This window comes from Anaerobacillus alkalidiazotrophicus (assembly GCF_001866055.1).
Genome location: NZ_MLQS01000030.1, coordinates 231,162 through 257,760, shown reverse-complemented (window position 1 = coordinate 257,760; position 26,599 = coordinate 231,162). Strand labels below are relative to the sequence as shown.

Sequence of the window (26,599 nt, the reverse complement as noted above, 5' to 3'; positions counted from 1 at the left end):
ATCATTTATTTAATCTACATGAAAATGAACAAAACGCAAAGAACTACTATTCTTTGCGTTTTGTTCATTGAGTTGTTTAAATTATATTCTCATATGCTTGTTGGAATTTTTGAATATCTCCAGCTCCCATAAACAACAAAACACCTGTACAATGCTGTTTAAGTTGGTCCATCTCATCTTCTTTAATTAGTTTAGAATTAGGAATCAGCTTTTGGAGATCTTGAATTGTTAAGGTTCCAACATTTTCCCTTGCTGAAGCAAAAATATCACATAAATAAACTTGGTCAGCTTTACTTAAACTTTTAGCAAAATCATCTAGAAAAGTTTTGGTTCTAGTAAAGGTATGTGGTTGAAAAATGGCTACTACTTCTCTGTCAGAATATTTTTGCTTTGTAGCTTCTATTGTTGCAGAAATTTCAGTTGGGTGATGAGCATAATCGTCAATTAAAACTTGCTCCCCTATTCTTTTTTCACTAAAACGACGTTTCACCCCTGGGAATGTTCGGAGTTGTTCTGAAATTATTTCAATAGATACACCTTCATAATCACATATGGCAATGACAGCTAAAGCATTTTTAACATTATGCGCACCATAGCCCGGTATTATGAAAGTACCGTAAAATGTATCACGAACAAACACGTCAAATTTTGTCCCTTCAGGAGTAGCTTTTATATTCGTACCTTGAAAATCGTTATGGTCTTCAAGGCCATAAAATACTATCGGAACATTCGCATGAATACTCTGTAAATGCTCATCATCACCACAAGCAATAATTCCTTTTTTTACTTGCATCGCCATTTCTTGAAAAGCATTAAAAACATCTTTCACATCAGAAAAGTAATCAGGATGATCAAAATCAATATTTGTCATGATTGCATAATCAGGCTTATAGTTGAGAAAATGCCTACGGTACTCACATGCTTCGAATACAAAATACTCGCTATTTTCTTCACCTTTACCAGTACCATCTCCAATTAAGTATGAGGTCGGCTTTGCAGCTCCTAATACATGTGATAATAATCCTGTTGTAGATGTTTTACCATGAGAGCCTGTAACAGCAACACTCGTAAACTTTTGAATAAATTGTCCTAAAAACAGTGGATATTTATGAACATCGATTGATTTTTGTATTGCCTCTGAAATTTCTTCATTTTCCTCATTATAAGCGGGTGAAGCAATGATCGTTTGCCCCATTTGAATATTCCCTTTATCAAAAGGTAATATTTTAATTCCCTTTTTCTCTAATGGTATTTGAGTAAAAAATTTTTTATCAACATCTGAACCTTGTACTTCATACTTCATGTCATGTAATACTTGAGCAAGAGCACTCATTCCAGAGCCTTTAATTCCAATAAAATGGTAGACTGTCATACTTTGGACCTCCACACTTCCGTAATAACCTATTCATTTTGATATGCATCCAAACTTTATTAAAAAGCAAATATATTTGTAATAATTAATAAACCTCAATTTAAGTATATGTCTAATATGTATAAATGTTTTTTTGAATACATTCTGAATTATTATAACAGAAATTATGTATTATAACCATGAACATATTTTCTTTAAACAAATACATGTTAATAAGTTTATTATATAAATTAAAATAAAATGCTTATATTATTATTTTAACCACTGCTTTATAAATTCATTTATACTTTCAGGCCTACATGTGTACCTAATAGTTAAAGAATATTCTATTGTTGATTATCAAGAAAATTTGATTCAATGTAAAAACTTCTAGATGGAAACGCAACTGTTACCCCTTCTCTTTGAAGTATTTCTAAGATCTTAAAATTAATGGATTGTTTTACCTCTAAATATTCTCCCCAAACAGTTGATTTAGTAAAAAAGTACAAAAATATGTCTAAACTACTTTCACTGAAACCTTCAAAATGAACGAAAATTGTTTCTTGATGAACATCATCATGATTTCTTAAAATCTTTTCGATTTCATTCATGCATTTTTCCAATTTCCACTTTGGGGTGTTAAGCTTCAACCCTAAATGAAACGATATTTGTCTTTTACCCATTCGCGACCAATTTAGAATTGCTTCATTTGCAAGTGATGAGTTCGGCACAGTTACTAACGCTTGTCGAAACACCCTAATTTTAGTACTTCGAAAGTTAATTTCCTCAACTGTTCCTTCTACAATAGAGGTTTTAATCCAATCCCCTTTCGTAAAAGGTTTTTCTGTCATAATGACTATACCACCAAAGAAATTCTCTACTGTTTCTTGGGCAGCAAAAGCAATTGCTAGACCGCCAAGACCTAAACCCGCCACAAAACCATTAATATCGAACCCCCACTCTTGAGCTATTACGCTTAAACTTAGTGCTACAATAAAAAAGCGCAAAATCTTTGAAAGTATAGGAATTAATATACGATCTACCTCAATGTGTAATTTTTCGCTAACTTTTTCAAATATCGGTGACGAAGTAGCTGCTAAATTATATAAACCTGATGTAATTAAAACGATCAACAATGTACGATATATTTTTATAATTTGCTCTTCAAAGCCATGAATATAAGGTAAATTAATAATAGCAATATAAAGACCAATTAATACAAAAAACCATCCTAGCGGTTTTTCAAATGCCATAAATAAATTTATAAAGAAATCACTAGGTGATTTTTTAGCTACTTTTATAATCAACTTATAAACATATTTCGTAAAGAGTTTCCTAAGCAATAAAAAAAACATAAAAATTAAAAAGGAGATACCGACATCAACCCAAATAGGTAGTGAAATTAATAAATCTATTATTTCCATATTAGATTACCTCGTGAATTATTCATTAATTTATATTTTACAATCAATAATCAAAATAGAAAACACACAAGCCCTTATTCAGAAGCTTGTGTGTTAATTTTAATCAACTCTTTCAAGACGAGGGTTTGGTCGGAATATACGACCTGTTTTTGCTTGATGTTTTCCATTCAATAATACATTGTCTCCAGTAAATCCAATATGTATTTTAAGCAAACTACTTCCAACACCATAAATATCAACAGGAACTCCTCTTTTTTCGTATTCTTCAATACGTTTTGCATCAAAGCCTCCCGAACCAACAATCTTTACGTGATTGAAACCTTCGTCGTCTAAAGCTTTGCGTAAAGCAAAAATTAATTCTGGATTGGCCCCACGTGGATCAAAAGAGCCTAATACATCAGGATTTCTAAAAAAGTACTGATCAACCATAGTTTTAGATGTATCTATACGAACCCCTTTTAACAATTCGCCAAACTCTCTAGCAACCTTTAAGGAATCAGTGATTACATCGTTATTATAATCAACAAGTGCCATTAAGTCGTCATCAGGGAAAGTTTCGTGGTAAGCGCGAGTTGCTTCAACTACATCACCTTCAAATAATTGAATAAGTGCATGTGGCATTGTACCCATTCCTTGTTTTCCCCACCACTCATTCATAGCATGTGTAGCCTGGGCAATTGAACCTCCTATGTAAGCAGCATATCCATCTCCTGATTGTTGTGTAAAGTGGTCGTCACGATCTCCCATAAAAATAACAGGCTTTTTCTTACCAGAGAGACTCGCTGATTTCACCACATTATATACATTCGTAGCAACAGATGTACGTCTCGCTAAAATTCCGTCAATGACTCCTTCTAAATAACCGAAATTTTGGTAAGGACCTGAAATTGTTAATACTGTTTCGAATGGTTTTATCTTGTCACCATCCTTTAATGAATGTATTTCGAGCTCGTCTACATTTCTAGCAAATGTTTTAACAAGTGCAATAACCTCATCAGTTCCACAAAGGACAGCATCAGTTTTTTGGAAAAATTGCATTGTTACATGGTTATCTTTTTTGTAGCGCTCAACAATTTCACGAGTTTTCAAAAAATAAACTGCAGAAAACCAACCTTCTTTCACACGTTCATCAAATTTAAATGTTTGGTTCGTTAATCTTTTAATTTTACCTTCTAATTTTAGTCTTATCTCTTTCATAATTTACCCCTTGGTTTATACGGTGTCATTTATTATTAGATTGCCCGTGATGGACAAATTTATCCTGTCACGGGCAAGGTTAACGATTAGTGAAGATATGCAATTCCTTTATGTTGCTCAAGTATTGCTGCTTCAATAATTTCTTTAACATCGCCTTCATTCAAATTGGCAAATCCGTGCTTTAGAACGATAAGCATGCTTAATTCATCTTCCGTCAATAAGGAAAGCCATTGAGGAGAAATTGATTTTACTAAGCTTGATAATTGAATCTCTTGCATCGTGACCACTCCTTATAGAAAGTATGGTATAGCTAGAGTCATATTACAGAAAAACTTAAAGTAAAAACCATGTTTTTCTCACTTTCTTTCATCCCTTATTCAATTTTTTCCAAAAACAAGAACATATTAATCATATAAAACCTTTTAAGAGAAAACAAGAAAAATTTAAACAGAAGATGTTCTCTTATTAACCCTAATTTTATACAAAACTTAAATTTGATTCTAGTTTTTTCACTTATTTTATATATTAATGAATTTCATAATACTGATATCAGGAGATCGAGAAACTATATAGAGTTCGATCGGTACGTTTCCAACTAGATATAGTTTTCTATCGCTCAATTAATGAAATTATGAAATTCACTTATATAATACCTTATATTTACGTAATTTTATTTATCTTATTTTACAATATTGTTAAACTCTGCACATTATCTTCTTAAATCCTATCATGTAATTCCTCTTCGGAAATAAGGACGTTTCGAGGTTTCGAACCCATTGCTTCAGAGATGATCCCTCTAGATTCCATCATATCAATAAGGCGCGCTGCACGATTGAAGCCAATTCTGAAACGTCGCTGTAAGCTTGATGATGATGCCACACCTTGTTCAATGACATAATAACAAGCTTCTACAAACAATTCGTCTTCTTGGTCATTCGCTTCGTACGTTTTAACAAGTTGTTCTTTATCGAATAAATAGTTTGGCTTTCTTTGCTGTTTCACAAGAGATATTACTCTATCTATTTCTTCATCTGAGACAAAATTACCTTGTACTCGTATAGGTTTTGATGCACCATTTTCAAATAAAAGCATATCACCTTTTCCTAATAACCTTTCTGCCCCACCCGAATCAATTATTGTTCTTGAATCAGCTTGTGATGATACAGAAAAAGCAATACGAGAAGGTATATTGGCTTTAATTAACCCGGTAATAACATCGACTGAAGGACGTTGAGTTGCCAATAGCAAATGAATACCACAAGCTCTTGCTTTTTGAGCTATTCGACAAATCGCTTCTTCTACATCTTGAGGAGAAACCATCATTAAGTCCGCCAACTCATCAATTACGATAACAATGTAAGGCATCGCTAGTATAGTATCATTATCCTTCTTCATTACATCGTTGTATCTCTTAATGTCACGGACACCATTTTGAACAAACAACTCATAACGGCGTTCCATTTCTTCAACTGCCCATTTTAAAGCAGTTGTTGCTTGTTTTGCATCGGTAATAACCGGCGTTACAAGGTGAGGAATATTATTATATGGTGCTAGTTCAACCATTTTCGGATCTACAAGCATTAGTTTTACTTGATCAGGTGTCGCTTTAAACATAATACTAATTAAAATAGAATTTATGCATACACTTTTCCCCGACCCCGTCGAACCAGCAATTAATCCATGTGGCATTTTTTGAATGTCTGTGACGACTGGTTTCCCTTCAATATCAAGACCCATTGCAACAGTAAGGGGGGAAGGGTTATTTAAAAATTCGCCACTACGCAAAATCTCCCGAATGAAAACAGGGGAACTAACGTCGTTTGGAACTTCAATTCCAATCGCGTTTTTTCCAGGGATTGGTGCTTCCATACGAATATCTCTAGCAGCAAGACTTAGTTTAATGTCATCTGTTAAACCTGTCACTTTACTTACTTTCACACCTGCTTCTGGCTGAATTTCAAAACGCGTAACGGAAGGGCCTCTTGTTACACCAACAACTTTCGCCTGAACATTAAAATTTATAAGTGTGGCTGCTAGTAATTGTTTTTTTTCTTCTAACCATTGGTAACTATCGCCTGATTTTTTTTCAGGTATATTTAAAAGTTGTAGTGTAGGAAATTGATAGTTATTCTGGTCAAGTTTTTTTTGAACTACCTTATCTTTCTTAAGCATCAAGACATTGAAAGGAACAATGTTTTTTGAAGACGCATCTTGCGTTGTTTTGTTAGACTTATTTATATTTGTATTCATCATAGAGGTAGAATGTTCAGTTAGGCCACAATTTTTCTTTTGTATTTGTTCACTATCTTTTCGTTTACTCTTATCAAATGTCTCTACAGGGGCTACTGTTTCAATATTTTCTATATTGAGAGTAGGGATAATCTCCTCTTCAACAATCTTTTCTTTATGAGCGCCTTTGTAAGTTATAGCATCCTGATCATTTCCAATTAACTCAACATTTCCCTCATCTATCTTCTCATCCTGATCAAAAGCTAGCTGCTTTTCGAGAGGTTCAGTTTGACACACTTCATCGCCTGCTCTATTTTCGCCATTTTCTTCTATCTCAAATTCAGCATAAATACCTTCTTGAAACAGTTCATCTTCCTTTACATTAAGTAATTCGTTACTAACAATTTCTCTATTAATATTTGTAGTTTCTATCTCCGATGGGATATCTTTATTTATTAGTATAGGGACCCCAACATTTTCATTCGGTAAGAATGCTTGATTTTCAATTAACTCTAGCGTAGGTGCTACCTCTTCCTCAAAGTTATTTTCTATTTTTGGCTGTGGCTTATTAAACGCATAAACGGGAGAAGGGATATTTTGTGCTTTAAAATTAACTCCTTGAAATTTCTTTCTTTCTTCATCCTTACCAGGTAAATCCTTTTGTTCACTTTGTTTTTTATGAGTAAGTACATTTTCTCTTTGTTCCACTTTTTTTTCTGTTATCTTCCGAACAGGTCGTACTTTTTCACCTTCTAAACTTGGTTTAGTTCTAGCTGATTTCTTCTCATCTTCAATTATTGGAAAGCGAAATTTCCCTTGTTTCGGATATTGATGTATCATACGGGCATCTGTATCGATATCTGTTGTTATTCGACCGTAATATTTTTTTCTTTCTTCTCGAGTATGTATATGCTCCTCCTCTTGTCCAAATAAAAAGGAATGAACTTTTTTATAAGCTATTTTTACACGTTTAAACATAAAATCACCTTTTCTATAATCTCAATTTTCCATTCTTACAATAATTATCAGTACAAGTTTTCTATCTACTAATCATACATCATTCGTATATTTTCTAGTATAATCATAACTAAATAGACAAAAAACAACTAGCTATTTTACATTTAATTTTAATGTTCATGCAATGAGTGATTTTATCATAACTGAAATAAAAATAGAAGAGGCTATCGTAGAAGTATCAGCCACCTCAATTTATTAATATCATTGAGATGAACTGACAATTCTAAAGACAGCCTCTTTATTGTTTTGGTTTTCGGTGAGCGAGTATAAATACAGGTTCTAACTCTCCTTCTTTATAAATAAACGGTAATGCTGTAATTGGAGTTCTTCCATTTGTGAAAAATTGAAAAACCATTTGTGCCAAAATGTCGTACCCTGTTTCGTTTCTAATATCAGCAATGATTAAAACATCTTGATGTGGTACAGAAACAGTTAACTGACCACGAGCTATTTCTGAATATTTTTTTAATAGCTGGTCATTTAACACCTTACTTGCATCATACCCGTCATTTTTGTTTAAAAAATAAAATGTATTACCCGCAACTTCGTCTATTGTCGGTTCATTCTGTAGAGAACGAAGATTAAATAATGCCATTTCCTTTATTCTTACTTTGTCTACATTTTCTTTTTCCAAAATTTCATTAGTTAATAAAGCAAATGTTGAACCCTGATCAATGGCATAAAACACTCTAGTTTCGGCTGTATGTTCTTCCCATAAAAACTCTTTTCCATCTCCAGATTGTGTCGGAAATGAGGTTGAGCGTATTACAGGAAATATATTTTTTTCATTACCTTTTACTACAATGGGTGTCGTCATTGCTTGTAAGGCTGCTTCAACGTAATGGACAGTTTCCTCAATTGCCTGTTCCTTTTTCACTTTCCACTTAGCAATAAGTTTTGAGATAGATAATGTAACTCCTTTATTAATTGTTTTATCCTCTATCCTTAGCTTTTGTTCATCTCTATCGTATGATATTCGTCTATTTTGTGAGAGTAAACGTTTTTCTAGTTCTCGTTTCATTTCTAATGGCTTCATAACAAATAAGCCTCCTTTTATCTAATCTCAATAATTTTACCATGATCACACCGCACGACCAAAGATTTTGATTTCAACTATATTAGCAAATAGGACAGTCATGCAAAAGAGGTAGCTACTTAAAGCTACCCCAATTCATTATTTATCAACTTTTTCTAAAGCTTTTTGTAAAAATTGTTCGATTTCTTCTTTTGTTTTTCGGTCTTTACTTACAAAACGAGCAAGCTCATTTCCATTCTGAAAAGCAACAAAACTCGGTATACCAAAAATATCCATTTCACCACACAGATCTATTAATTTATCGCGATCAGCATAGTAAAATGTAAATTGTGAGAATATTTTTTCTACCTCAGGCAATAAAGGTTCAATCACTCTACAATCTGGACACCAGTCAGCCGAAAACACAACAACTGAAAGGCCGTTCTTAATTTCATCAATAAACATTTCTTTTGATAGCAACGATTTCATATCTATCCTCTCCTAACATCAATTTAAAATAACCATTTATTTAAAACACTGAATAAAGTGTATGGTTTATTGTTCAATTTTCATATCTCCTAATTTTATCAAGCCGAGCTTCCGAAGCCATTCTGATAATACTAAGCTTATCACAGCAGGACCTATAAAATGAAGTAACAGCACTCCAATAGCAACCTCCCATGTAAAGCCCATTACTGTAAAAGTCATTATTTGTCCAACTAATCCACTCGTTCCCATACCAGCACCAGCTGGATTATTAACCATTTGAAAAACAATAGTAGCAAAAGGGGCTAACACAATACCCGCAACAGTTGGCGGTATTAGTATTAATGGGTTTTTCACGATGTTTCCAATTTGAAGCATAGAAGTACCAATTCCTAAAGCAACAAATCCGGAAAACCCATTCTCACGATAACTACTTGTCGCAAATCCAATCATCTGAGCTGCACACCCAACGGTTGCTGCACCAGCAGCAAGACCTTCAAGGCCTAGCATAAAAGCAATTGCTGCACTAGAAATTGGTGCTGTTAACGCAAGTCCCATCAAAAGTGCTACTAAAATTCCCATTACAAATGGCTGGCGGTCTACAGACCACATAATTAGTTGTCCAAAGTAATCAAGCCCTCCAGCTATTACCGGTCCAATTGTGGTTGCAACAGTATAACCAGTAGCAATTGTTACAAACGGAGTAACAATAATATCCAAACGTGTTTCCTGAGAGACTAATTTACCTATCTCAGTAGCAATCAGCGCTGCAATAAAACTTCCTGCCGGACCACCACCAAGTAGAGACCCTGCCGCTCCAGTAATAACGGCCGAAAAAAGTACCAGTCTTGGTGCTTTTAGTCCATATGCAACAGCAACACCGATAGCTGGACCCATTAAATCCATGGCCAATTGTCCCATCGGAACCAAAAACTCAAGTTTAGGAATTTGCTGACCTGTAGTACGAATGATTAATCCAATAATAAGTGAAGAAAAAAGACCAAGAGCCATATAGCTAAGAGATGTTACAAAATATGTCTTTAACGATAATTCAACACCTTTTTTATGTAAAAAACTCCTCAAACCAAAACACCTTCCTAATAATATTTATTTGTTTTTATTCTTTCCTTTTCTATCATATTTAATTACCATTCAGTTGACAAGATATATGTAAAGTTAATATATAGTGTTAGACTTATACATAGCTCTTTTAGTACTTAGAGGATCAGCTTGCTAAATTTTTATACATTCCTAACACGAAAAAGAGACAAGTGATCCACTTGCCTCAAGTCATTGTACATATATTTAATAGCTAACAGATCTAATGATCTCTACTAAAGTTTCAACACTATCCTTAATATTTGATAATTCAGTAATAGTAGTGCCTTTTTCTCCACCGCTTCCAAGTATTACTTTATACTTATCATTGTCAAATGGTGCGACAATAATATAATTAAAAGTTCCTTCAACTTCTATTGTTTCTATTAAAATTGCTTTATCTTCAACAATCTTATCTTGCTCAAAGTTTACTTGACTAGTAAAATCTTCGGCAGGATTTGAAAAAATGATAAATATCTGTTCTCCTCTATTTAAAATAAGGTTGTTTCCCGCTTCTTCTTCAATGTTTAACCCTGGTGGTAGATAATAATTAAATAACTCAGTTTCATTATTGGGTTCTCTAGGTTCGGAAATAACACCTGATTCAAAAGAATTTTTAGCTGTTTCTACTGCTTGCTCTTTTGTTACTGTACATCCTGTAAGAAACAAAAAAATTAACACTATGCTGATTTTTGCTAATATAATCCTCACAATAGCACCTCCTCCGCTGTTTTATAGCCCTCGGAAATATCACCTAAAATAACTACTAGATTTCTATCATTTTATGTTTGAAACCGTCATTATTATAATAACTTACTTAACACTGCGTTGACAACCCTTGACAAAATTCTACAAAAGTCTCTTTCTCCAAGCAACTAATAATATTATAAGCTCTCTTTATTATTTTGAAGAACGTATTCATTTGCTGAAAACTATTAATTATGGTATCTTAATAATAATTTGTTATCTGTTTGATTACTAATTTTTATACAGGGGTGTTGAGAGGATGAAACAAGTTATTTTCACTTTATTTTTTGCTTTTATTCTAGTAATTACAGGATGTGGGCAAAATGATGAGAATGTTAACAGAGAAGGAACTGATTCAAGCAAAGAAAATGAAACAAAAGAAGAATTTGTTATTGGTTTAATACCATCTCAATCTGAAGGTGAAATGGAAACAGCAATGGTCAAATTACAAGCGATATTAGAACAAGAACTCGAGCGGCCTGTAAAGATTGACCATTATCCTGCTTATAATGGGGTAGTAGAAGCATTAATTCATGAACATATTGATATGGCCTATTTCGGCCCACTTACTTATGTAATTGCACATGAAAGAAGCGGTGCAGAGGCGATTATTACACAATTAGTTGATGGAGAACCTTACTATTTTTCATATATAATTACTCGCAGTGATTCATCATGGGATACTTTAGATGAACTTCTTTTAGATAAAGAAAATATTGATTTTGCTTTTGCAAGTATGTCATCGACGTCTGGTTCTTTAATTCCTGGTGTAGCTTTAAAAGAACGTGGAGTTTTTAGAACTGAAGATGACCATGACTTCAAAACTGTAAGGTATACTGGTTCACACGACATTACCGCTCAGGTAATATTAAATGGGGATGTTCACGCTGGGGCTATCGATAGCGCGCTTTTTCAATCTATGATTCGTTCCGGTAATCTAGATGCTGATGATTATAAAATTATTTGGCAATCAGAGCCTCTTTTCCAGTATCCGTGGGCTGTTCACCCAAATATGGATGACTCCTTGAAACAACAGCTTCAACAAGCTTTTATCGGGATTACTGATGAGGAAATATTAAACCCATTTGGTGCATCTGCATTTACTACAGCAACTAATGAGGATTATGCCTCACTTCGAGAAGCTGCAATCATTGATGGACGTATGGACGCTCCGCTTGATTAAGAAGGTTTTCTCTTTTTTGGTGCTTACATGCCACTTAGGAGTATAATAAAGCTGAACTTCAATCAGTGGGGGTCTTACTTGCCCCTTAAGAGTGGGATAAATACAGATTTTTGGGGTGCATTATTGCATCCCTCTTTCATCATATACTGCTATCAAAAAGGAGATTAAAATGGTTTGGTTTAACCCAAAATTTATTATTATAGGTTTATTGTTATTGTTCTTTGTCTGGATTAGTATTGATCTGACCGAGTTTCAGTTTGAAAAATTTAAAAATATACCTACTATGTTTCACTTCATTAAAGATCAGTTTTTCCCTCTAAATTGGTCCATTATGCCACGATTAATTGACGCTTCAATCGTTACGTTAGCAATGGCGTTCTTAGGTACTTTCATTGCTCTATTAATAGCGATTCCTCTTAGTTTTATGTCAGCTAGAAATACTAGTCGACATGCAGCTCTGTATACCTTTAATCGTTCAATGCTTAGTGGTTTACGTTCAATACCTGAAATTGTTTTTGGCCTTATATTTGTCGTCTCTCTTGGACTAGGACCATTTCCAGCTGTTTTAGCAATTATGCTCCACAACATCGGCGTATTAGGAAAGTTAATTTCTGAATTAATTGAATCTGCAGAAACAGGCCCTCAAGAGGCAATGAAATCTGTAGGGGCTACAAGGTGGGTTGCAGTTTTATTCTCAATATTACCGCAAATATGGCCAAATGTACTCAGCCATTTTTTTTACCGATTTGAAGTGGCCATACGTACTTCACTAATCTTAGGGTTTATCGGCGCTGGCGGGATTGGACAACAATTGTTTAATCATTTCCAAACGTTCCAATATAAATCTGTAGCAACTGACATATTGGTCATTATGATATTAGTTATTGTAGTTGATTTTATAGGCGGAAAAATTAGAGAAAGGGTTATATAAGGTGATGTGTATGCTTCAATTAAATAATTTACATGTAAAATATCCGAAGGTAAAAGAAAAAGCCTTATCTAACATTAGTCTCTCATTTAATAGAGGAGAATTTATATGTATCCTAGGAAAAAGTGGTGCGGGTAAATCAACCTTTATTCGATGTTTAAACGGCCTACAACGCCCAACATCAGGATCTGTCATTTTAAATCATCAGAATATCTTTTCTTTAAAAGAAACTGAATTACGTAGGGTACGTGTTGAAATGGGAATGATATTTCAGCATTTTAATCTCATTCCAAGATTAACAGTATATCAAAATGTCTTAACAGGAATGTTCGGTAGTCGAACACCTTTGAAAAACTTACTAGGATTATTCTCAAAAGAAGAAAAACAATTAGCTAATAAGATGATTGAGAGTGTCGATTTAACTCCTCATAAAGATAAGCGTATTGAAGAATTAAGCGGTGGTCAAAAACAACGTGTGGCCATCGCTAGGGCATTGCTACAAAATCCAAAAGTATTTCTAGGAGATGAACCAGTAGCTAGCTTAGATCCTGGAACTGCTAACCGAATTTTTTCGTTATTACAAACAATGCATAATGAATATAATCTATTAACGATAATAAATGTTCACGATGTAATTTTAGCAAAAAAATTTGCAACAAGAATTATTGCTTTAAGAGAAGGGAAAGTCATATTTGATGATACTCCAGAGTATTTCACTGATGAAACCTATAATGAAGTTTATCTTTAGAATAGAAATTATTTTATAATATAAAAGGAAAAGCAAGCATGGCATTTAGTTACCCATGCTTGCTTTTATATAACTAACGAATGGTATACCTCCACGATTTCAACTATGAGGTTCCATCTAAAAATTGACAGGCTATTTATTATTAGTTTGTGTAATGATGTCTGAAATTGTATTCGTTACATCGAACTGTTCAATAAAAATTGGAATAATTACATTAAAGTTCTCACTTGATTTTCTAGATATTTTAGTAATCTCTTCAGAACTAGCAGCCACTTCTTCAGTTCCTGCAGCCATCTGTTGGCTAATAGCAGATATTTCATGAATTTGTTCATTAATTGTTTCGGTAGCTTTATTAATTGATTCGAATGATGAGGATAAATTCTCTACAATGTGTAACCCAGATACTACGTCACCTTTCGAAATGTCCATTGCTTCACTAGCACGATCTGCTTGAACTTGAATACTTTTTATCAATTCTGAGATTCTTTCTGCGAATTGGTTAGATTGCTTAGAAAGTTTACCTACTTCATTTGCTACAACCGCAAATCCTTTTCCTTCATTTCCTGCTCTTGCTGCTTCAATACTTGCATTCAATGACAAAAGGTTAGTCTGATTAGCTATATTACTTATTTCTTCAATAATTGCTCCAATTTCTTTTGTACTTACTTCAAATTCTTTAACTGTATCTGCCAATGTTGAAAAAGAACTATCAATTTTATTCATTTGATTTATTACCGATGTTACTTGTCTTTTTCCATCCTGTGCAGTTTGAGAAGCAACGATGCTAGATGAATTTGCAATCCCACTTGTTTCAGCTATTTGATTTACCCCTGTAGCGATTTCTTCCATCGCTAGAGAGGTATCTCTCGCAGACTTCACTTGTGTATCTAAGCCCCCTGATAGCTCAAATAATATTGAGTTAAATTCGTTATATTGTTCTTCTTGGTTTACTAGTTTACTTTCAATTTTATTAAATAAAGTTATTAAGCGTGCCTCTTTTTCTTCTAATTCTTCAATACGAGAGTTATTAGCATCAACTACATCCTTCATTAAGTATGCTAGATTTTGAAAATTCGTAGGTGCCGTGTTTGGATCTTCTAAGATTTCATTTAATTGGTGTTCCATATCCCTAATGCTTCTTATTTGTTTAACACCAATAATAAATCTAAATCCATAAAACGCTCCACTTATCATTACCATTAATAGTAATGAATTTAATGACATAATTTCATTATTACTGATCAAGAGAAAAATAAGGGAAATAAGAACGCCTAGAACAACTGATGTAATAATTTTTTCTACACTAATAAAAAATTTACTCATACTTTTTTTAATTTTTTTCATATGCTCTCCTCAATTCTTTAGTAATGTAATAAACTGCCTATAAAACTTCTATTAGACTTTTAGATTAAATCCATCCATACCTATGTGTGACTGACTTTTTAGACAATCTTAGTGTTAACTACTTTCTTGAGTGTTTATTTGGTAAGACAAGAAAACAGCAAAAGGCATGAATAAATAAAGTTAAGGTTTTAATAACTCTTAAATTTGTTTACTCATGCCTGATCAAATCAGTAACACGTAAAAATATACTTTCAACTACTGATACAAGTAACCCTTTTCATATAAAGTTAGCATACTTACCGTTTCATTTCAATATAATTTCACTTTCTTTATTGTTTAGAGTTTCATACAAAACAGACTCGGCTGGCGTCCGAGTCTGTTTTACCGCAATTTACAATTAGATTAATTGTGCTAGATGATCAATCACCTATATAACTATATTAACTGTTATTTCGAATTGTTTCAACAGCTGTTTTGTCAGTATTCTTAACAAGTTTAATAATAAACTCTTTTGCCGCTGCATAATCATCCACATGAATAATTGAACTTGATGTATGAATGTATCGTGAACAAATACCGATTACTGCTGATGGAACACCACTTCCTGATAGGTGAACCTTTCCTGCGTCTGTTCCACCAGGGGAAATAAAATATTGATAAGGGATATTATTTGTTTCAGCAATATCTAATAGAAATTCACGCATTCCACGGTGTGTAATCATTGAACGATCAAAAATCCGTAATAGTGCACCCTTACCTAAATGTCCAAATGTATCCTTTTCTCCTGAAGCATCATTAGCAGGGCTTGCATCTAATGCATAAAAAATATCAGGTTTAATCAAGTTTGCTGCAGTTTGAGCTCCTCTTAAACCAACCTCCTCTTGTACAGTAGCACCTGAATATAAAACATTTGGAGTTGTTTCATCTTTTAACTCTTTAAGTAACTCAATTGCAAGTCCACAACCATAACGATTATCCCAAGCCTTAGCTAAAATTTTCTTATTATTAGCCATCGGTGTGAATGGACATATTGGTACAATTTGTTGGCCAGGTTTCACTCCAATATTCTGTGCGTCTACCTTATCATCTGCACCGATGTCTATATACATATTTTTAATTTCCATAGGCTTGTTGCGTTTTGCTTCATCTAATAAATGTGGTGGAATGGATCCGATAACACCTATTACAGGTCCATTATCAGTAATAATCTGAACACGTTGTGCAAGTAACACTTGACTCCACCATCCGCCTAATGTTTGGAAACGAATAAGTCCTTTCTCTGATATAGAAGTGACCATAAAACCAACCTCATCCATATGGCCTGCAACCATTACTTTCGGACCCTTTTCATCACCACGTTTCACACCAAAAATACTACCTAGACGATCTTGAATAATTTCATTTGTATATTTCTCCAGTTCAACACGAACAAATTTCCGTACTTGATGCTCAAACCCTGGTGCACCTTGAAGCTCTGTTAATGTCTTAAATAATTGTAATGTCTCCTGATTCATCGTATACTCCTTTCGGATACCGTAATATTATCTACATTGTCTATTTTAACGAAAATAAATTTGACTTTCCACCGATACCTTCATTTTGTTAAAAGCATATTATTAATATCCATTTTTATAAAATGGATATTTTAGGTATACTATAATAGATATTGACGTATTATATTGACCACATTTGAGTGTACAGCACTGAAAGATGATTTTACCCAAGATCAATATCTATCTATTTTTTATTATTTGAGTGTTTTCAAAAAAAAAAATTAAAAATATGATGCAATTTAAAGAAAGAGGTGCTAAAAGTGAGCATAAAACGATTTTTAATTGGCCTTGGAATCGGATTCGTTGTAGGATCGGTTTTAAAAGATCAACTGATCCAGGAGTATATCTCACCTGAAAAGGCATTACGAATTGTGAAAGGGAAAGTCGGTGAACAAGGGGTAGTAGAAGGGTCATGGATCCATATGATTCCTGAAGATTTCGAAAAAAAATTATTAAATTACACTGTTTATCGAGGAGGAGTTTCATGTTCAATTGAAGGAGACTTTCATCAATTTGAGTTCATCGTCGATGCCAAGACTGGAACAGTTTTAGAATTATCATCACAAGATCAGGATACATAAAGCTCAACTGCAATCAGTGAGGTTCTTCGTACCCCACTGATTGCTAAAGAATAAAGCTGAACTTCAATCAGTGGGGGTTTTCCTTCATCCCCCACTGATTGTTAGTTCAACTTATCGGACCTTTAGGGGCAGTTTATCCCCCACCTAAACTTCTCGATTTTCTTAAGCTTTGAGGTGGGGGTCTTACTTGCCCCTTAAGAGTGGGATAAAGTTTAGATTTTTGAGTTTGTTAAAATATTGTCATGGAGTAACTGATACCATACCGAAAAGGACGGGTATTTATTAGGTTTCTTTTATTTTAATACTTTGATTTCTCAAAACTTCTGAAATAATTTCCCCTTCTTTGTTCCACTTTAACGCACGATATTTATTATCGTGATAAAAAATAAACCAAGAACCTTCATCTAATCCCTTTTCTAGCCACTTTTGCTTTTCGGCAATTGAAATCATTGGGTAATCGTCATAAGCAGAAACCCATAGAGGATTTGAATGTGCGTGAGTAGGCATTAAGTCAGCCATATGAATAAAACATTCACCATTCCGTTTTATTAAAACAATACTATGTCCATCACTATGACCACCTGTGTGATGAATTTCAATACCTGGAAATACTTCAAGCATCCCATTAAATGTTTGGACCTTATCCAAGATTGGACTCCAGTTTTCTTCCCAATAAGTATTACGGGAGCGAAAATTAGGTTTTTTTAGTTCTTCCCATTCTATTTCATTTACTATTATCGTTGCATGTTCAAAAGTAGGTACGAGGTTATCCCCTTCCCATTTTGCGATGCCACAAGCATGATCAAAATGCATATGAGTCATTAATACATAGTCAATGTCACTCGTTGAAAGTCCTAGTCGATTTAAATCTGAAGAAAGTTTTGACTCTGATGTTATCCCATAATTCCTTATTTGCTTATCTGAAAATTTATTATTTCCTATACCTGTTTCAAGGAGAATGTTTTTTCCTTCGACTTGTATTAAGATAGGATCTGTACATAATTCTATTTGGTTCTTTTCATTACATAGATACTTTTTTGACCATAACGGCTTCGGGACTACACCAAAGACTGCTCCACCATCCATATGAATTACTCCGCCATTAAGCCATGTTAAGGTTAAATCACCTACAGTTATTTGTTCCACTACTTTCGTTCTCCCTTGCAAATATTCTTTTATCCCACTCTTAAGGTCCGATATAGAATAACTTTCGTCGACGAAAGCTGATAATTATTATTCTTATGCCTGAGGTATAAGTTGAACTAACAATCAGTGGGGGATGAAGGAACCCCTCGCTGATTGAAGTTCAGCTTTACCGGAACTGGGCTTCGCAGCGATATATTCTCATACCTTTTTGAGAAAACTTTTCTTCATACTCTGTCATTACATTTCCTTCAATGTTACTATTATGAAGATCTAAGCTAACATTATTTAAGATCAGCCCATACTTCGAAAAACTGTGAAGCGAGTATTCAAATAATCCTTGATTATCAGTTTTAAAGTGAATTTCACCATTCTTTTTCAGCACTTGTTCATACATTTTTAAGAAGCTTTCATACGTCAATCTGCGTTTTTCATGACGATTTTTTGGCCAAGGATCAGTAAAATTGATATACACTCTGTCAATCTCGCCTTCCGCAAAATAATTTATTAAATTTACTACATCTTCATTTAACAATTTAAAATTCGTTAAATCAGCTTGTTGGATACGTTCTAATGCTGTAATAATGACACTATCATATTTCTCTACCCCAATGTAGTTTATGTCAGGGTGTAGCTGTGACATGCCTGTCAGAAATTGTCCCTTACCTGTACCTACTTCGACGTGAATCGGATTATCATTACCAAATATTTCACGCCATTTCCCTTTATTATTTAACGGATTTTGTATAACAATTGTCGGTTGTTTCAATAAAGCCTCAGATGCACCAGGTTTATTTCTTAATCTCATTTTCTTCATCCTCACTCAAAATAATTATTCTCTACTATAAGAACCACACAAAAATTCTATTGTGCAAGTCCACTTTCCTATCCATTAAATACAACAACATCCCATTTTAGTAAGTATTCAGGATGATGATCTACTGCCGCTGTAACATACAGCATATCTGCTACTTTCCATATAAGTACTTCTTTATAGTCTTCCTCAGGATCATTCCCAACATAAGTTGATTGGATGTTATGATATAAAGGGCTACTTGTATCATGCTCAGCCTTTTTTACCGTTAAATTATGCCAAGGGTGATTTTTTATCTGACTCATTGATAATTCAAACATTTTTACCTCTTCTATGAGATCACCCTTGTTTGATTTAATTCCTTTTAAGATTGATGTCGTTTCTATATAAATAAAATCCAATAATTCTTCAGAAAAAATCACTCGTACTCTCTCCTTTTAGCTAGTTCCTTTGGTAGTTTACCATAAAAGTTCTATATCTTTAACACATCATTGATCAAAAAACTTGCATAAATATATTAATTTCTCCTTTTTCTAAAGTTGAATAGTATAAAATAGGGTAAGATGTTAAGAAATATGAAAATAAAGGAGTGATTAGATGATTAATCAACCGGAACCAGTTTTTAGTTTTACCATTCCTTACTATACTTCAAGTAATGGAGAAACAGACGAACTTTTTGTTTCAGAAAAAACATATGGAAAATACTTACTTGCTGTTAATAAAACGAATGTTATCGTTATCCACGGTACACAACATCCTATCTCTTTTACATACGGAGAAGTTACCACTACTTTATTCGATAATAAAAAATCGATTATTGTAATTGGAACAAAAGACCTTGATGAATACACAAGTGAACTAATCGATATTGCTATTGCACAAGAATTAGAAAAAATAGTTCTTATGGATAGAAACGAATTTTTTCGTTTTTTATATGATGAGTCGACTCCTGATCCTATTAAAATTTTCATTGATGATTTCCAACAAACTGTTGAGGAAATACATATCACAAAAAGATTAAAAAAGGAAGGGTATCGCATTCACGAAAGGGAGGCATCACTTGCTGAAGATATTTTGGCAAATGCAATACATTTTACAGAACTTAGAAATATATCACCTTTTGAAAATGAACATGGTGTGTTTTTATTAACAAAGCTAATTTACTTACATTACTCAGACCGATCACTTTATCAACAATACAAAGTACGTTTACAACCAAACTACCAAAGACTTTTTATTGAAGCTGAAAAGCTATTAAGTGTGATAAAGAAAGTGAATTTATCAACAGCAAGGGGGCGCGAACGTGCTATAGATAAGGTATTTCAATATTTAAACTATAAAAAATATGTAAAAAAAATAACGCTTAACGATGTTGAAGAATTTCATGTACAGCTAAGGGTATAACAATTAATAGGGATAAATGTTACATATATAGCACATCCTAATTTTGAAAAGCATACATAAAGGATGTGTTATTATATGAACTATCAAGACCAATTAACTCTATTAACTGACATTTTGAAAAATCAACAAGCTCAGCAATATGGAACAGAAGACGAATTCAATCAAATTCAGCGATTAGCACAATCACTTCAAGGCCAAGAACAATTAAACGAAACGATGCAACAAACTTTAACAAATATTACAAACTATTGCTCGACTCGAGACTGTAATAATTCACAACAAATCGATCAGTGGATTCAATCCATAAACGAGAGCACAATACCTTACCCTCACGAATAAGAAAGTTTATGTACTATTTATTCTAGGTTCTAATGCAACAAAATAAATAATAAAGCAAAACATCAAAAGCGGGGCTTTTGATGTTTTGCTTATAAAAAAAGAACATAAGTCACTTAAACACTCATGTCCTTTTATTATCTTTACAATCTATGTTAACTAGATTAAATATCAGCAGCTAAAAGCTTTGTAAGATAATTTACCCAGTAATTCATATCGGTATATTCCTTACGTTGGTTATGCCAGATAATAGCGTATATAGTCTGAGAAACAACATACCAGTGCATGCGATTATATAATCCCTCATCTAACTCTACTCCATAATTTTCTAGCCAACTCTCCCAATCCTTTGTAGGTATATATAAATAAAGGAGTAATCCTAAATCCAGTGCTGGGTCTGCAACAATAGCTCCATCCCAATCAATCAGAAACAAATCTCCTTCTTCACTTAAAACCCAGTTATTATGATTAATATCACAATGACAAACAACGTACTCACTATGTTCTACACTTTGCACACGTTTATTCAAATAATTTAGAGCGTCATTAATACTCTGTAAATTCAAGCCACTATTCTTAATTTTCCCATCTATTTCTTCGACAATTGACTGAGGTGTAAGTGGCTTATTACCAATTCGTTTAAACATTTCTAGGAGTTCTTTAGAACGATGGATCTTACTAAGAAGTTGAGCTACTATCTCCTCTTTCATTTCATAAGATTTTAATTCTCTCCCATTTACCCATCGTTGAGCAGTGATGACATCGCCATTTTCTAAACGCCTTGTCCAAAGTAATTTTGGAACAATTCCTTCAGCTGATAAAACAGCTAGAAAAGGTGACGAATTCCGCTTTAAAAAAAGCTTCTCTTCCCCAAACCGGGCATAATATGCTTCTCCTGTTGCTCCACCAGCAGGAGTCACCTCCCACCCTTTTCCTAATAAATGTTCCAACAAATTCACCCTCAACTTCCTAATTCTAACGGGATATATTTTTAAACTTTAATAATAATTTTCACAAGAAAAGCGTAAGCGCCTTGGTCACGAGCGAAAGGCACTGGAAGGCCTTTGACAGAAGCCGCTCTTTGGCTTCCGCGTGCTTCTGCGTCTTACAGCAATGCTTCGAAGTAGGCTTCCTCGAAGCAAAGTAGCATGAAGCATCATCAAAGAAGCAATCCAGGAAGTCAGTGAAGTCAGAAACTTGACTGAAGTGACCGAGCTCGTAGGCGCTGAAGCTAGACAGCTTCTAAGTTAGAAATTATAAATTCTGATTGTAAAATAAAGATTTCATGTGAACCAGTTTCAATTAAGCATACTTTGTTGTCGCTGGAATCATAGTAATCATTTCACCAATAAAAACATATATTTCCCAACAATTCCCTAAAAGTTTTTTTGAAATAATTGTTCTGTATTTCACGAAATTTTACTTCCACAAATTATAATAATACTAGTATACCTTATTTTTTGTAAAGAAAAAATTAAAATTATTGTAAAAAGTGTAGAATGAGAAAACTCAAGGAGCTCATTACTGCTCCTTTTATGAATTTTTCATTCTACACAATATTTTTAATAAGATTTCGGATGAAAAAGAACTGTTGTACTTATCCCTTGCACATTAATTTTTGCCCCTTCAAATGTTCTAAGTGGTGAAACAGCCGATTTATTACCTTCGACTAAAACATCCCAGTATCCACTGGATGGTAATATTAGTTCCTTTTCACCTTCAAAGCTATTGTGAGCTATTACAAACATCCCTGAGTTATCCTTTAACATATAGGCCAAGCAATATGAAGGGGTATCAAGAATATGCATATTTTTCTTCACTTGATCAGCGGTCGAAAATCGAAATACATCATGTGTTTTTCTTAACGCTATTAAACCTTTAACATAATCAACGTAATCCATATGAAGAGCTTTTCTTTTCCAATCCAATTTATTTATTTCGTCTGAAGAACAATAGCTATTTTCAACACCTTTTTTCGTTCGATAGAACTCTTGACCTGCATGTAAAAATGGAATTCCTTGACTCAATAATGTTAATGCTGTTGCAAGACGATGCATTGAAGCTCTTACTTCTTCTTTTTGATCACCGTTTGAAAGCTCCAATTTATCCCATAACGTATGATTATCGTGACATTCCACATAGTTTACTGACTGATATGGCTCACGAAAAATACCTTCTATATGATAAAATCCTTTTATGCTCCCACTTACTAACATTTTAAAAGTTTCTTTTAACTCACCATTTCCATTACAAAATCCTTTTTTCGTATGATCAAAGATACTTCCTTTAAGCTTATCGCGAAATTGATCATTAAAATGACTGATACTAGGTAATAAATCAGAATTAGCAATAATCGCCTTCTTTTCTCTTTGAATTGGGGTAGCTAAATCCCAACCTTCTCCAATGACTATAATTGATGGATCAATTTCATTTAATTTATCTCGAACTTTATTCATTGTCTCAAGGTCAAGGATGCCCATTAAATCAAAACGAAAGCCATCCACTTGATATTCTTCAGCTAAAAATTTAATTGAATCTACAATGAATTCCCTTACCATCTTTCTCTCTGAAGCGATATCATTTCCGACTCCTGTTCCATTTGCTAAACTTCCATCTAGTTTATATCGAAAATAGTAACCTGGTACAATTCTCTCAAAATTTGATCTATGGTGTATATAAACATGATTATAAACAACATCTAAAATCACTCTTATTCCTTGCTTATGAAAGGATTTAACAACTTCTTTTAATTCAAGTATTCTTTGTTTCGGATCCTCGGGATTTAAGGAGTAACTTCCTTCTATGGCATTGTAGTGAATCGTATCATATCCCCAATTATATTTATCCAACGATTTTGTTTCATCTACGCTACCAAAATCTTGAACAGGTAATAATTGTACATGCGTAACACCTAAATCTACAAGGTAGTCTAATCCGGTAAGAGTACCCCAAGGACCGCGCGTTCCCGTTTCAGTCAAAGCTTTGTACTTACCTTTATGTTTCATCCCACTATTCTCGTCAATCGAAAAATCCCTAACATGGACTTCATAAATAATTGCATCATTTCTTGATTCGTAGGAGGGTTTCTTGATTTCATTCCATTGATTTGGATTAGTTTGAGAAAGATCTACAACTACCCCTCGTTCCCCATTCACAGTTACTGCTTTAGTATAAGGGTCAACGGCTTCTCTCCACATTCGATCAATCAATAAACGATATTTATAAGCAGTGCCCTCTAAATCTCCAGAAACAGTATAATGCCATACACCCTTATCTGCCTTTGTAAGAGGATACCTTTGTTGTTGATTACCGTTAAATAAAATTAATTGGACTTCAGTCGCAGTTGGTGCCCAAAGTTTAAAAGTTGTTTCATCTTTTGTATACGTAATACCTAAATCATCAAGATCATAAAAGTAAAGGTCATCGAAAGTTTCAGTACGAACTACTTGACCTGTTTTAACATCAAAAGATATTTGCTTATTTGTAAAAACTCTATATTCCGTACCTAGATTTACTGCTTTCTCCAAGTAAAGCTCATAACGCCATCTTTCATTGCTTTTTCTCCAAGTTTTTATGGTCAATGGTTCATTGGTTTGTGTATTTATAATTGTAAAATGGGAGAGTTCTTCATCCACTTCTGAAAAGGGTATTGTGATTAACATTAGTTCATCTATATATGCATTTTTGGCTACCACAAATATCTCTCCTCTCTTTACGTATTTTTTTAGAAAAACATTATAATATTTTCAAAAATATTTGTTACATTAGTTTACTACCTAGTTTATTATATGAAATTTATAGTAACTTCGTTCAACTAAGTATTAATTCCTATAACAATCTTTATGAGAAAAAAAGCCTACTTAGTAGAAAAACTTAGAATTTTTTCAGTCATAGTTGCAATTAAGACATTTCTATTCCTTATTCTATTTAATTATTTAAGTGTCACCTATATCAAGGAGGATATTTCCATTTTTAAAAACCCTTTAGAAACTAAACTCTTAATGGCATCTACACTATTACTATAAAACAAAAATGGAATTGATATGCTTGATTTATGTATTATACAGAATTTAATTAGAATATTTTTTAAATATTCACAAATTCTTTTCTTATTTACTCGAGTGAATATAAAATCCTATTGCACCACTAATCATTCAAGTTTAGAGTACACCAACTAGATTTCTTAGTAGCTTGGAAATCCATTACACTAATAAAGGTAATACCGTTAAAAAAGATCACATTAAAGATCATTCTTCCACTTTTAGTGATCGTTTCAGATTATTCATTATTCTATGCCAATAAATCGTTTTTGAATTCATCTGATACCATAATCGTTGACTTTTAATTATAAATTTTCGTAGTTCTCCTCAGCGAAATCTTGTTCAAGTTCTGAACGAGGTTCAGAGGTTGTTTGACATAAGTCTAACAACTTTTGACTAAACCTAAGCTGTGTTGATTTAATCGGAGTTGAATTATTCTTTAACTTTTGTTGCCATTCATTTATATTCCGTTGATCAAGAAAGGTAGTTCTACCCCATGATGAAGTAGTAGCATCAATATAACCTTCTCGTGTTAAGACTGCTTTCTTCACCTTAAACCTTATTTCTGTGACTTCTAATATTTTATTCAAAATAGTACTCATTCGATTTAAAGATAGTAAAGGATTAATGATTTTCCGTTCATCATCGCCATTTAATTCCAACCAATATCTTTCTGAATATGTTTGAAAAATTGAATTTTCCCTACCTTCCAGATTTACAATGCACCAAATTTCAGTCGGACCAACGATTAGGATATCAAACTGTACCGCAGCCTTTGGGTAAGTGACTACTGGATAATAAAATACAAAATAATTATCTGGAAGTGATTGAAGAAACCACTTCAATGTTTCATCACGTAAATATGATTTCTTTAATAATGACTTTTCCACTAACGTGGAACTTGCCCAATTAAGTTGAAACTCAAATAATTCTCGTAGAAAGTTCATTTTTAACTCTGGCAAAGATTTATACTTAAATTGATATTGGTGTTCTTTAAAATCATTATAAAAATCTTCTGTTTGATTTTTACGTTTATAAAAATGTTTAAGTTTACTGAATGCATTTCTAATACTCTTTTTTTGTTGTTCAACAAAATATTCCACCGAAGGATTTTCTACTAAATAGGATGCTTCCCATTCTCGTTTTAACCTTGCCCAACGCTCTCGCTTTAAACGAGAAAATTGGCTTGGGTATCGGTACATGTCATATTGATAACGTGAAACATAATCCTCTAATTTTACTAAGTGAGCCACAAGCACTCCTCCAAAAACGACGATGTCTAAATATTTAATAAAGTACAATAAAATTTTATCATAACATCTACCTATTTTGGAATGGAAGAGTTTATGTTAATTAGGTTAGTAGGTATAATAATCCGTACTCATTCTTCATTTGCTAAAGTAAATGAAGAGATAACTTCATATTTAGGCGTTCTTTGTAGATGTGTTTGATATATCACAAAATTTGATACCTTCCACTTTTCTTCTATTACAACTGATTGAAATGACCTATTTAACTGTAACTTATCGAAAGGTGAAGCACCTTTAAATTTACGTGCTATTGTAATATGAGGATTATAAGCACGTTTGTCTAACTCCATACCGAGTTGTAAACATGCCTGGAAAACATCCATTTGAAGCTTAAATAACTTGTCTTCTTTTTTTATACCAGCCCATAAAATCCGCGGGGCATGATTTGGTCCAAAATGCCCAATATGATCAATTATTAATGGAAATGTTTGATGTTTGTCGGCAATAACATGAAGTTTTTCTTGTAGGTTTTTTATTAAAGAGAACTCAATTCCACCTAAAAAAGCTAATGTAATGTGATAATCCTCTTCATGAACAAAGCGTTCAAACGGTGGTGTTTCATCCCGATTCCATGCTGCCAATTTTTTCCTTACTCTTTTTTCAATGGGTATTGCAATGAAATAATGGGGTTGCATTGTCACTAAAGGCTCT

The 26,599-nt window shown here is 33.3% G+C and carries 24 protein-coding genes; 6 read left to right on the top strand and 18 right to left on the bottom strand.

Annotated features, from left to right (window positions below):
• Positions 1–76 precede the first annotated feature (76 nt).
• The 9 genes from murC to BKP45_RS17250 all read right to left on the bottom strand — a co-directional run bounded on the left by murC (position 77) and on the right by BKP45_RS17250 (position 10,528).
• Complete coding sequence (murC, locus tag BKP45_RS17290; RefSeq protein ID WP_071389835.1) at positions 77–1,372, bottom strand: UDP-N-acetylmuramate--L-alanine ligase; 1,296 nt, start codon at positions 1,370–1,372, stop codon at positions 77–79.
• A 326-nt stretch (positions 1,373–1,698) separates the two neighbouring features.
• Positions 1,699–2,775, bottom strand: a complete 1,077-nt coding sequence (locus BKP45_RS17285) for a mechanosensitive ion channel family protein (RefSeq protein ID WP_071389834.1) — start codon at positions 2,773–2,775, stop codon at positions 1,699–1,701.
• Positions 2,776–2,874: 99 nt separating this feature from the next.
• Positions 2,875–3,972 carry a nicotinate phosphoribosyltransferase gene (locus tag BKP45_RS17280; protein ID WP_071389833.1) on the bottom strand — a complete coding sequence of 366 codons (1,098 nt, stop codon included), beginning with the start codon at positions 3,970–3,972 and terminating at the stop codon, positions 2,875–2,877.
• Between the two features lie 86 nt (positions 3,973–4,058).
• Positions 4,059–4,250 (bottom strand): hypothetical protein, encoded by a 192-nt coding sequence (locus BKP45_RS17275; protein ID WP_071310129.1) that lies wholly within the window; start codon positions 4,248–4,250, stop codon positions 4,059–4,061.
• A 439-nt stretch (positions 4,251–4,689) separates the two neighbouring features.
• Positions 4,690–7,179, bottom strand: a complete 2,490-nt coding sequence (locus BKP45_RS23390) for a DNA translocase FtsK (protein WP_071389832.1) — start codon at positions 7,177–7,179, stop codon at positions 4,690–4,692.
• 277 nt (positions 7,180–7,456) lie between these two features.
• Entirely contained in the window at positions 7,457–8,254 is a 798-nt protein-coding gene (locus BKP45_RS17265; RefSeq protein WP_071389831.1) for a DUF1444 family protein, read from the bottom strand.
• A gap of 138 nt (positions 8,255–8,392) precedes the next feature.
• The gene (locus tag BKP45_RS17260; protein WP_071389830.1) at positions 8,393–8,722 is read right to left on the bottom strand and encodes a thioredoxin family protein; all 330 of its coding nucleotides are present in this window, start codon (positions 8,720–8,722) and stop codon (positions 8,393–8,395) included.
• A gap of 66 nt (positions 8,723–8,788) precedes the next feature.
• Entirely contained in the window at positions 8,789–9,802 is a 1,014-nt protein-coding gene (locus tag BKP45_RS17255; RefSeq protein ID WP_071389829.1) for a PTS transporter subunit IIC, read from the bottom strand.
• Positions 9,803–10,024: 222 nt separating this feature from the next.
• Positions 10,025–10,528: a hypothetical protein gene (locus BKP45_RS17250; RefSeq protein ID WP_071389828.1), complete on the bottom strand. Its 504-nt coding sequence runs from the start codon at positions 10,526–10,528 to the stop codon at positions 10,025–10,027.
• A gap of 295 nt (positions 10,529–10,823) precedes the next feature.
• Between BKP45_RS17250 and phnD the strand changes: the two genes are divergently transcribed.
• From phnD to phnC, 3 genes are all read left to right on the top strand, one after another.
• Positions 10,824–11,747, top strand: a complete 924-nt coding sequence (gene phnD, locus BKP45_RS17245; RefSeq protein ID WP_071389827.1) for a phosphate/phosphite/phosphonate ABC transporter substrate-binding protein — start codon at positions 10,824–10,826, stop codon at positions 11,745–11,747.
• A 169-nt stretch (positions 11,748–11,916) separates the two neighbouring features.
• Positions 11,917–12,678 carry a phosphonate ABC transporter, permease protein PhnE gene (gene phnE, locus BKP45_RS17240; RefSeq protein WP_071389826.1) on the top strand — a complete coding sequence of 254 codons (762 nt, stop codon included), beginning with the start codon at positions 11,917–11,919 and terminating at the stop codon, positions 12,676–12,678.
• Positions 12,679–12,688: 10 nt separating this feature from the next.
• Entirely contained in the window at positions 12,689–13,423 is a 735-nt protein-coding gene (gene phnC, locus BKP45_RS17235) for a phosphonate ABC transporter ATP-binding protein (protein ID WP_071389825.1), read from the top strand.
• A gap of 132 nt (positions 13,424–13,555) precedes the next feature.
• Here the strand turns inward: phnC and BKP45_RS17230 are convergent, their stop codons facing one another.
• A complete protein-coding gene (locus BKP45_RS17230; protein WP_071389824.1) occupies positions 13,556–14,767 on the bottom strand; it encodes a methyl-accepting chemotaxis protein in 1,212 nt (403 codons plus the stop codon).
• A 440-nt stretch (positions 14,768–15,207) separates the two neighbouring features.
• Positions 15,208–16,281 (bottom strand): M42 family metallopeptidase, encoded by a 1,074-nt coding sequence (locus tag BKP45_RS17225; protein WP_071389823.1) that lies wholly within the window; start codon positions 16,279–16,281, stop codon positions 15,208–15,210.
• 299 nt (positions 16,282–16,580) lie between these two features.
• Here BKP45_RS17225 and BKP45_RS17220 point away from each other — a divergent pair, with 299 nt between their 5' ends.
• Positions 16,581–16,901 (top strand): PepSY domain-containing protein, encoded by a 321-nt coding sequence (locus BKP45_RS17220; protein ID WP_071389822.1) that lies wholly within the window; start codon positions 16,581–16,583, stop codon positions 16,899–16,901.
• Positions 16,902–17,183: 282 nt separating this feature from the next.
• Here the strand turns inward: BKP45_RS17220 and BKP45_RS17215 are convergent, their stop codons facing one another.
• The 3 genes from BKP45_RS17215 to BKP45_RS17205 form a co-directional block, all read right to left on the bottom strand.
• Entirely contained in the window at positions 17,184–18,047 is an 864-nt protein-coding gene (locus BKP45_RS17215) for a YtnP family quorum-quenching lactonase (RefSeq protein ID WP_071389821.1), read from the bottom strand.
• Between the two features lie 166 nt (positions 18,048–18,213).
• Positions 18,214–18,852 carry a tRNA (guanosine(46)-N7)-methyltransferase TrmB gene (trmB, locus tag BKP45_RS17210; RefSeq protein WP_071389820.1) on the bottom strand — a complete coding sequence of 213 codons (639 nt, stop codon included), beginning with the start codon at positions 18,850–18,852 and terminating at the stop codon, positions 18,214–18,216.
• Positions 18,853–18,929: 77 nt separating this feature from the next.
• Complete coding sequence (locus tag BKP45_RS17205) at positions 18,930–19,280, bottom strand: hypothetical protein (protein WP_071389819.1); 351 nt, start codon at positions 19,278–19,280, stop codon at positions 18,930–18,932.
• Positions 19,281–19,455: 175 nt separating this feature from the next.
• On the opposite strand from BKP45_RS17205, the gene BKP45_RS17200 reads away from it, so the two are divergent.
• The gene (locus BKP45_RS17200) at positions 19,456–20,262 is read left to right on the top strand and encodes a hypothetical protein (RefSeq protein ID WP_071389818.1); all 807 of its coding nucleotides are present in this window, start codon (positions 19,456–19,458) and stop codon (positions 20,260–20,262) included.
• Between the two features lie 75 nt (positions 20,263–20,337).
• Positions 20,338–20,601 carry a YtzH-like family protein gene (locus BKP45_RS17195; protein ID WP_071389817.1) on the top strand — a complete coding sequence of 88 codons (264 nt, stop codon included), beginning with the start codon at positions 20,338–20,340 and terminating at the stop codon, positions 20,599–20,601.
• Between the two features lie 161 nt (positions 20,602–20,762).
• On the opposite strand, the gene BKP45_RS17190 is transcribed toward BKP45_RS17195, so the two are convergent.
• The 4 genes from BKP45_RS17190 to thpR form a co-directional block, all read right to left on the bottom strand.
• Complete coding sequence (locus BKP45_RS17190; RefSeq protein ID WP_071390150.1) at positions 20,763–21,548, bottom strand: phosphotransferase family protein; 786 nt, start codon at positions 21,546–21,548, stop codon at positions 20,763–20,765.
• Between the two features lie 612 nt (positions 21,549–22,160).
• Positions 22,161–24,293 carry a type I pullulanase gene (gene pulA, locus BKP45_RS17185; RefSeq protein ID WP_139193815.1) on the bottom strand — a complete coding sequence of 711 codons (2,133 nt, stop codon included), beginning with the start codon at positions 24,291–24,293 and terminating at the stop codon, positions 22,161–22,163.
• A 650-nt stretch (positions 24,294–24,943) separates the two neighbouring features.
• Positions 24,944–25,891 carry a nuclease-related domain-containing protein gene (locus BKP45_RS17180; protein ID WP_071389816.1) on the bottom strand — a complete coding sequence of 316 codons (948 nt, stop codon included), beginning with the start codon at positions 25,889–25,891 and terminating at the stop codon, positions 24,944–24,946.
• A gap of 128 nt (positions 25,892–26,019) precedes the next feature.
• Complete coding sequence (gene thpR / locus BKP45_RS17175; RefSeq protein ID WP_071390148.1) at positions 26,020–26,583, bottom strand: RNA 2',3'-cyclic phosphodiesterase; 564 nt, start codon at positions 26,581–26,583, stop codon at positions 26,020–26,022.
• Positions 26,584–26,599 lie beyond the last annotated feature (16 nt).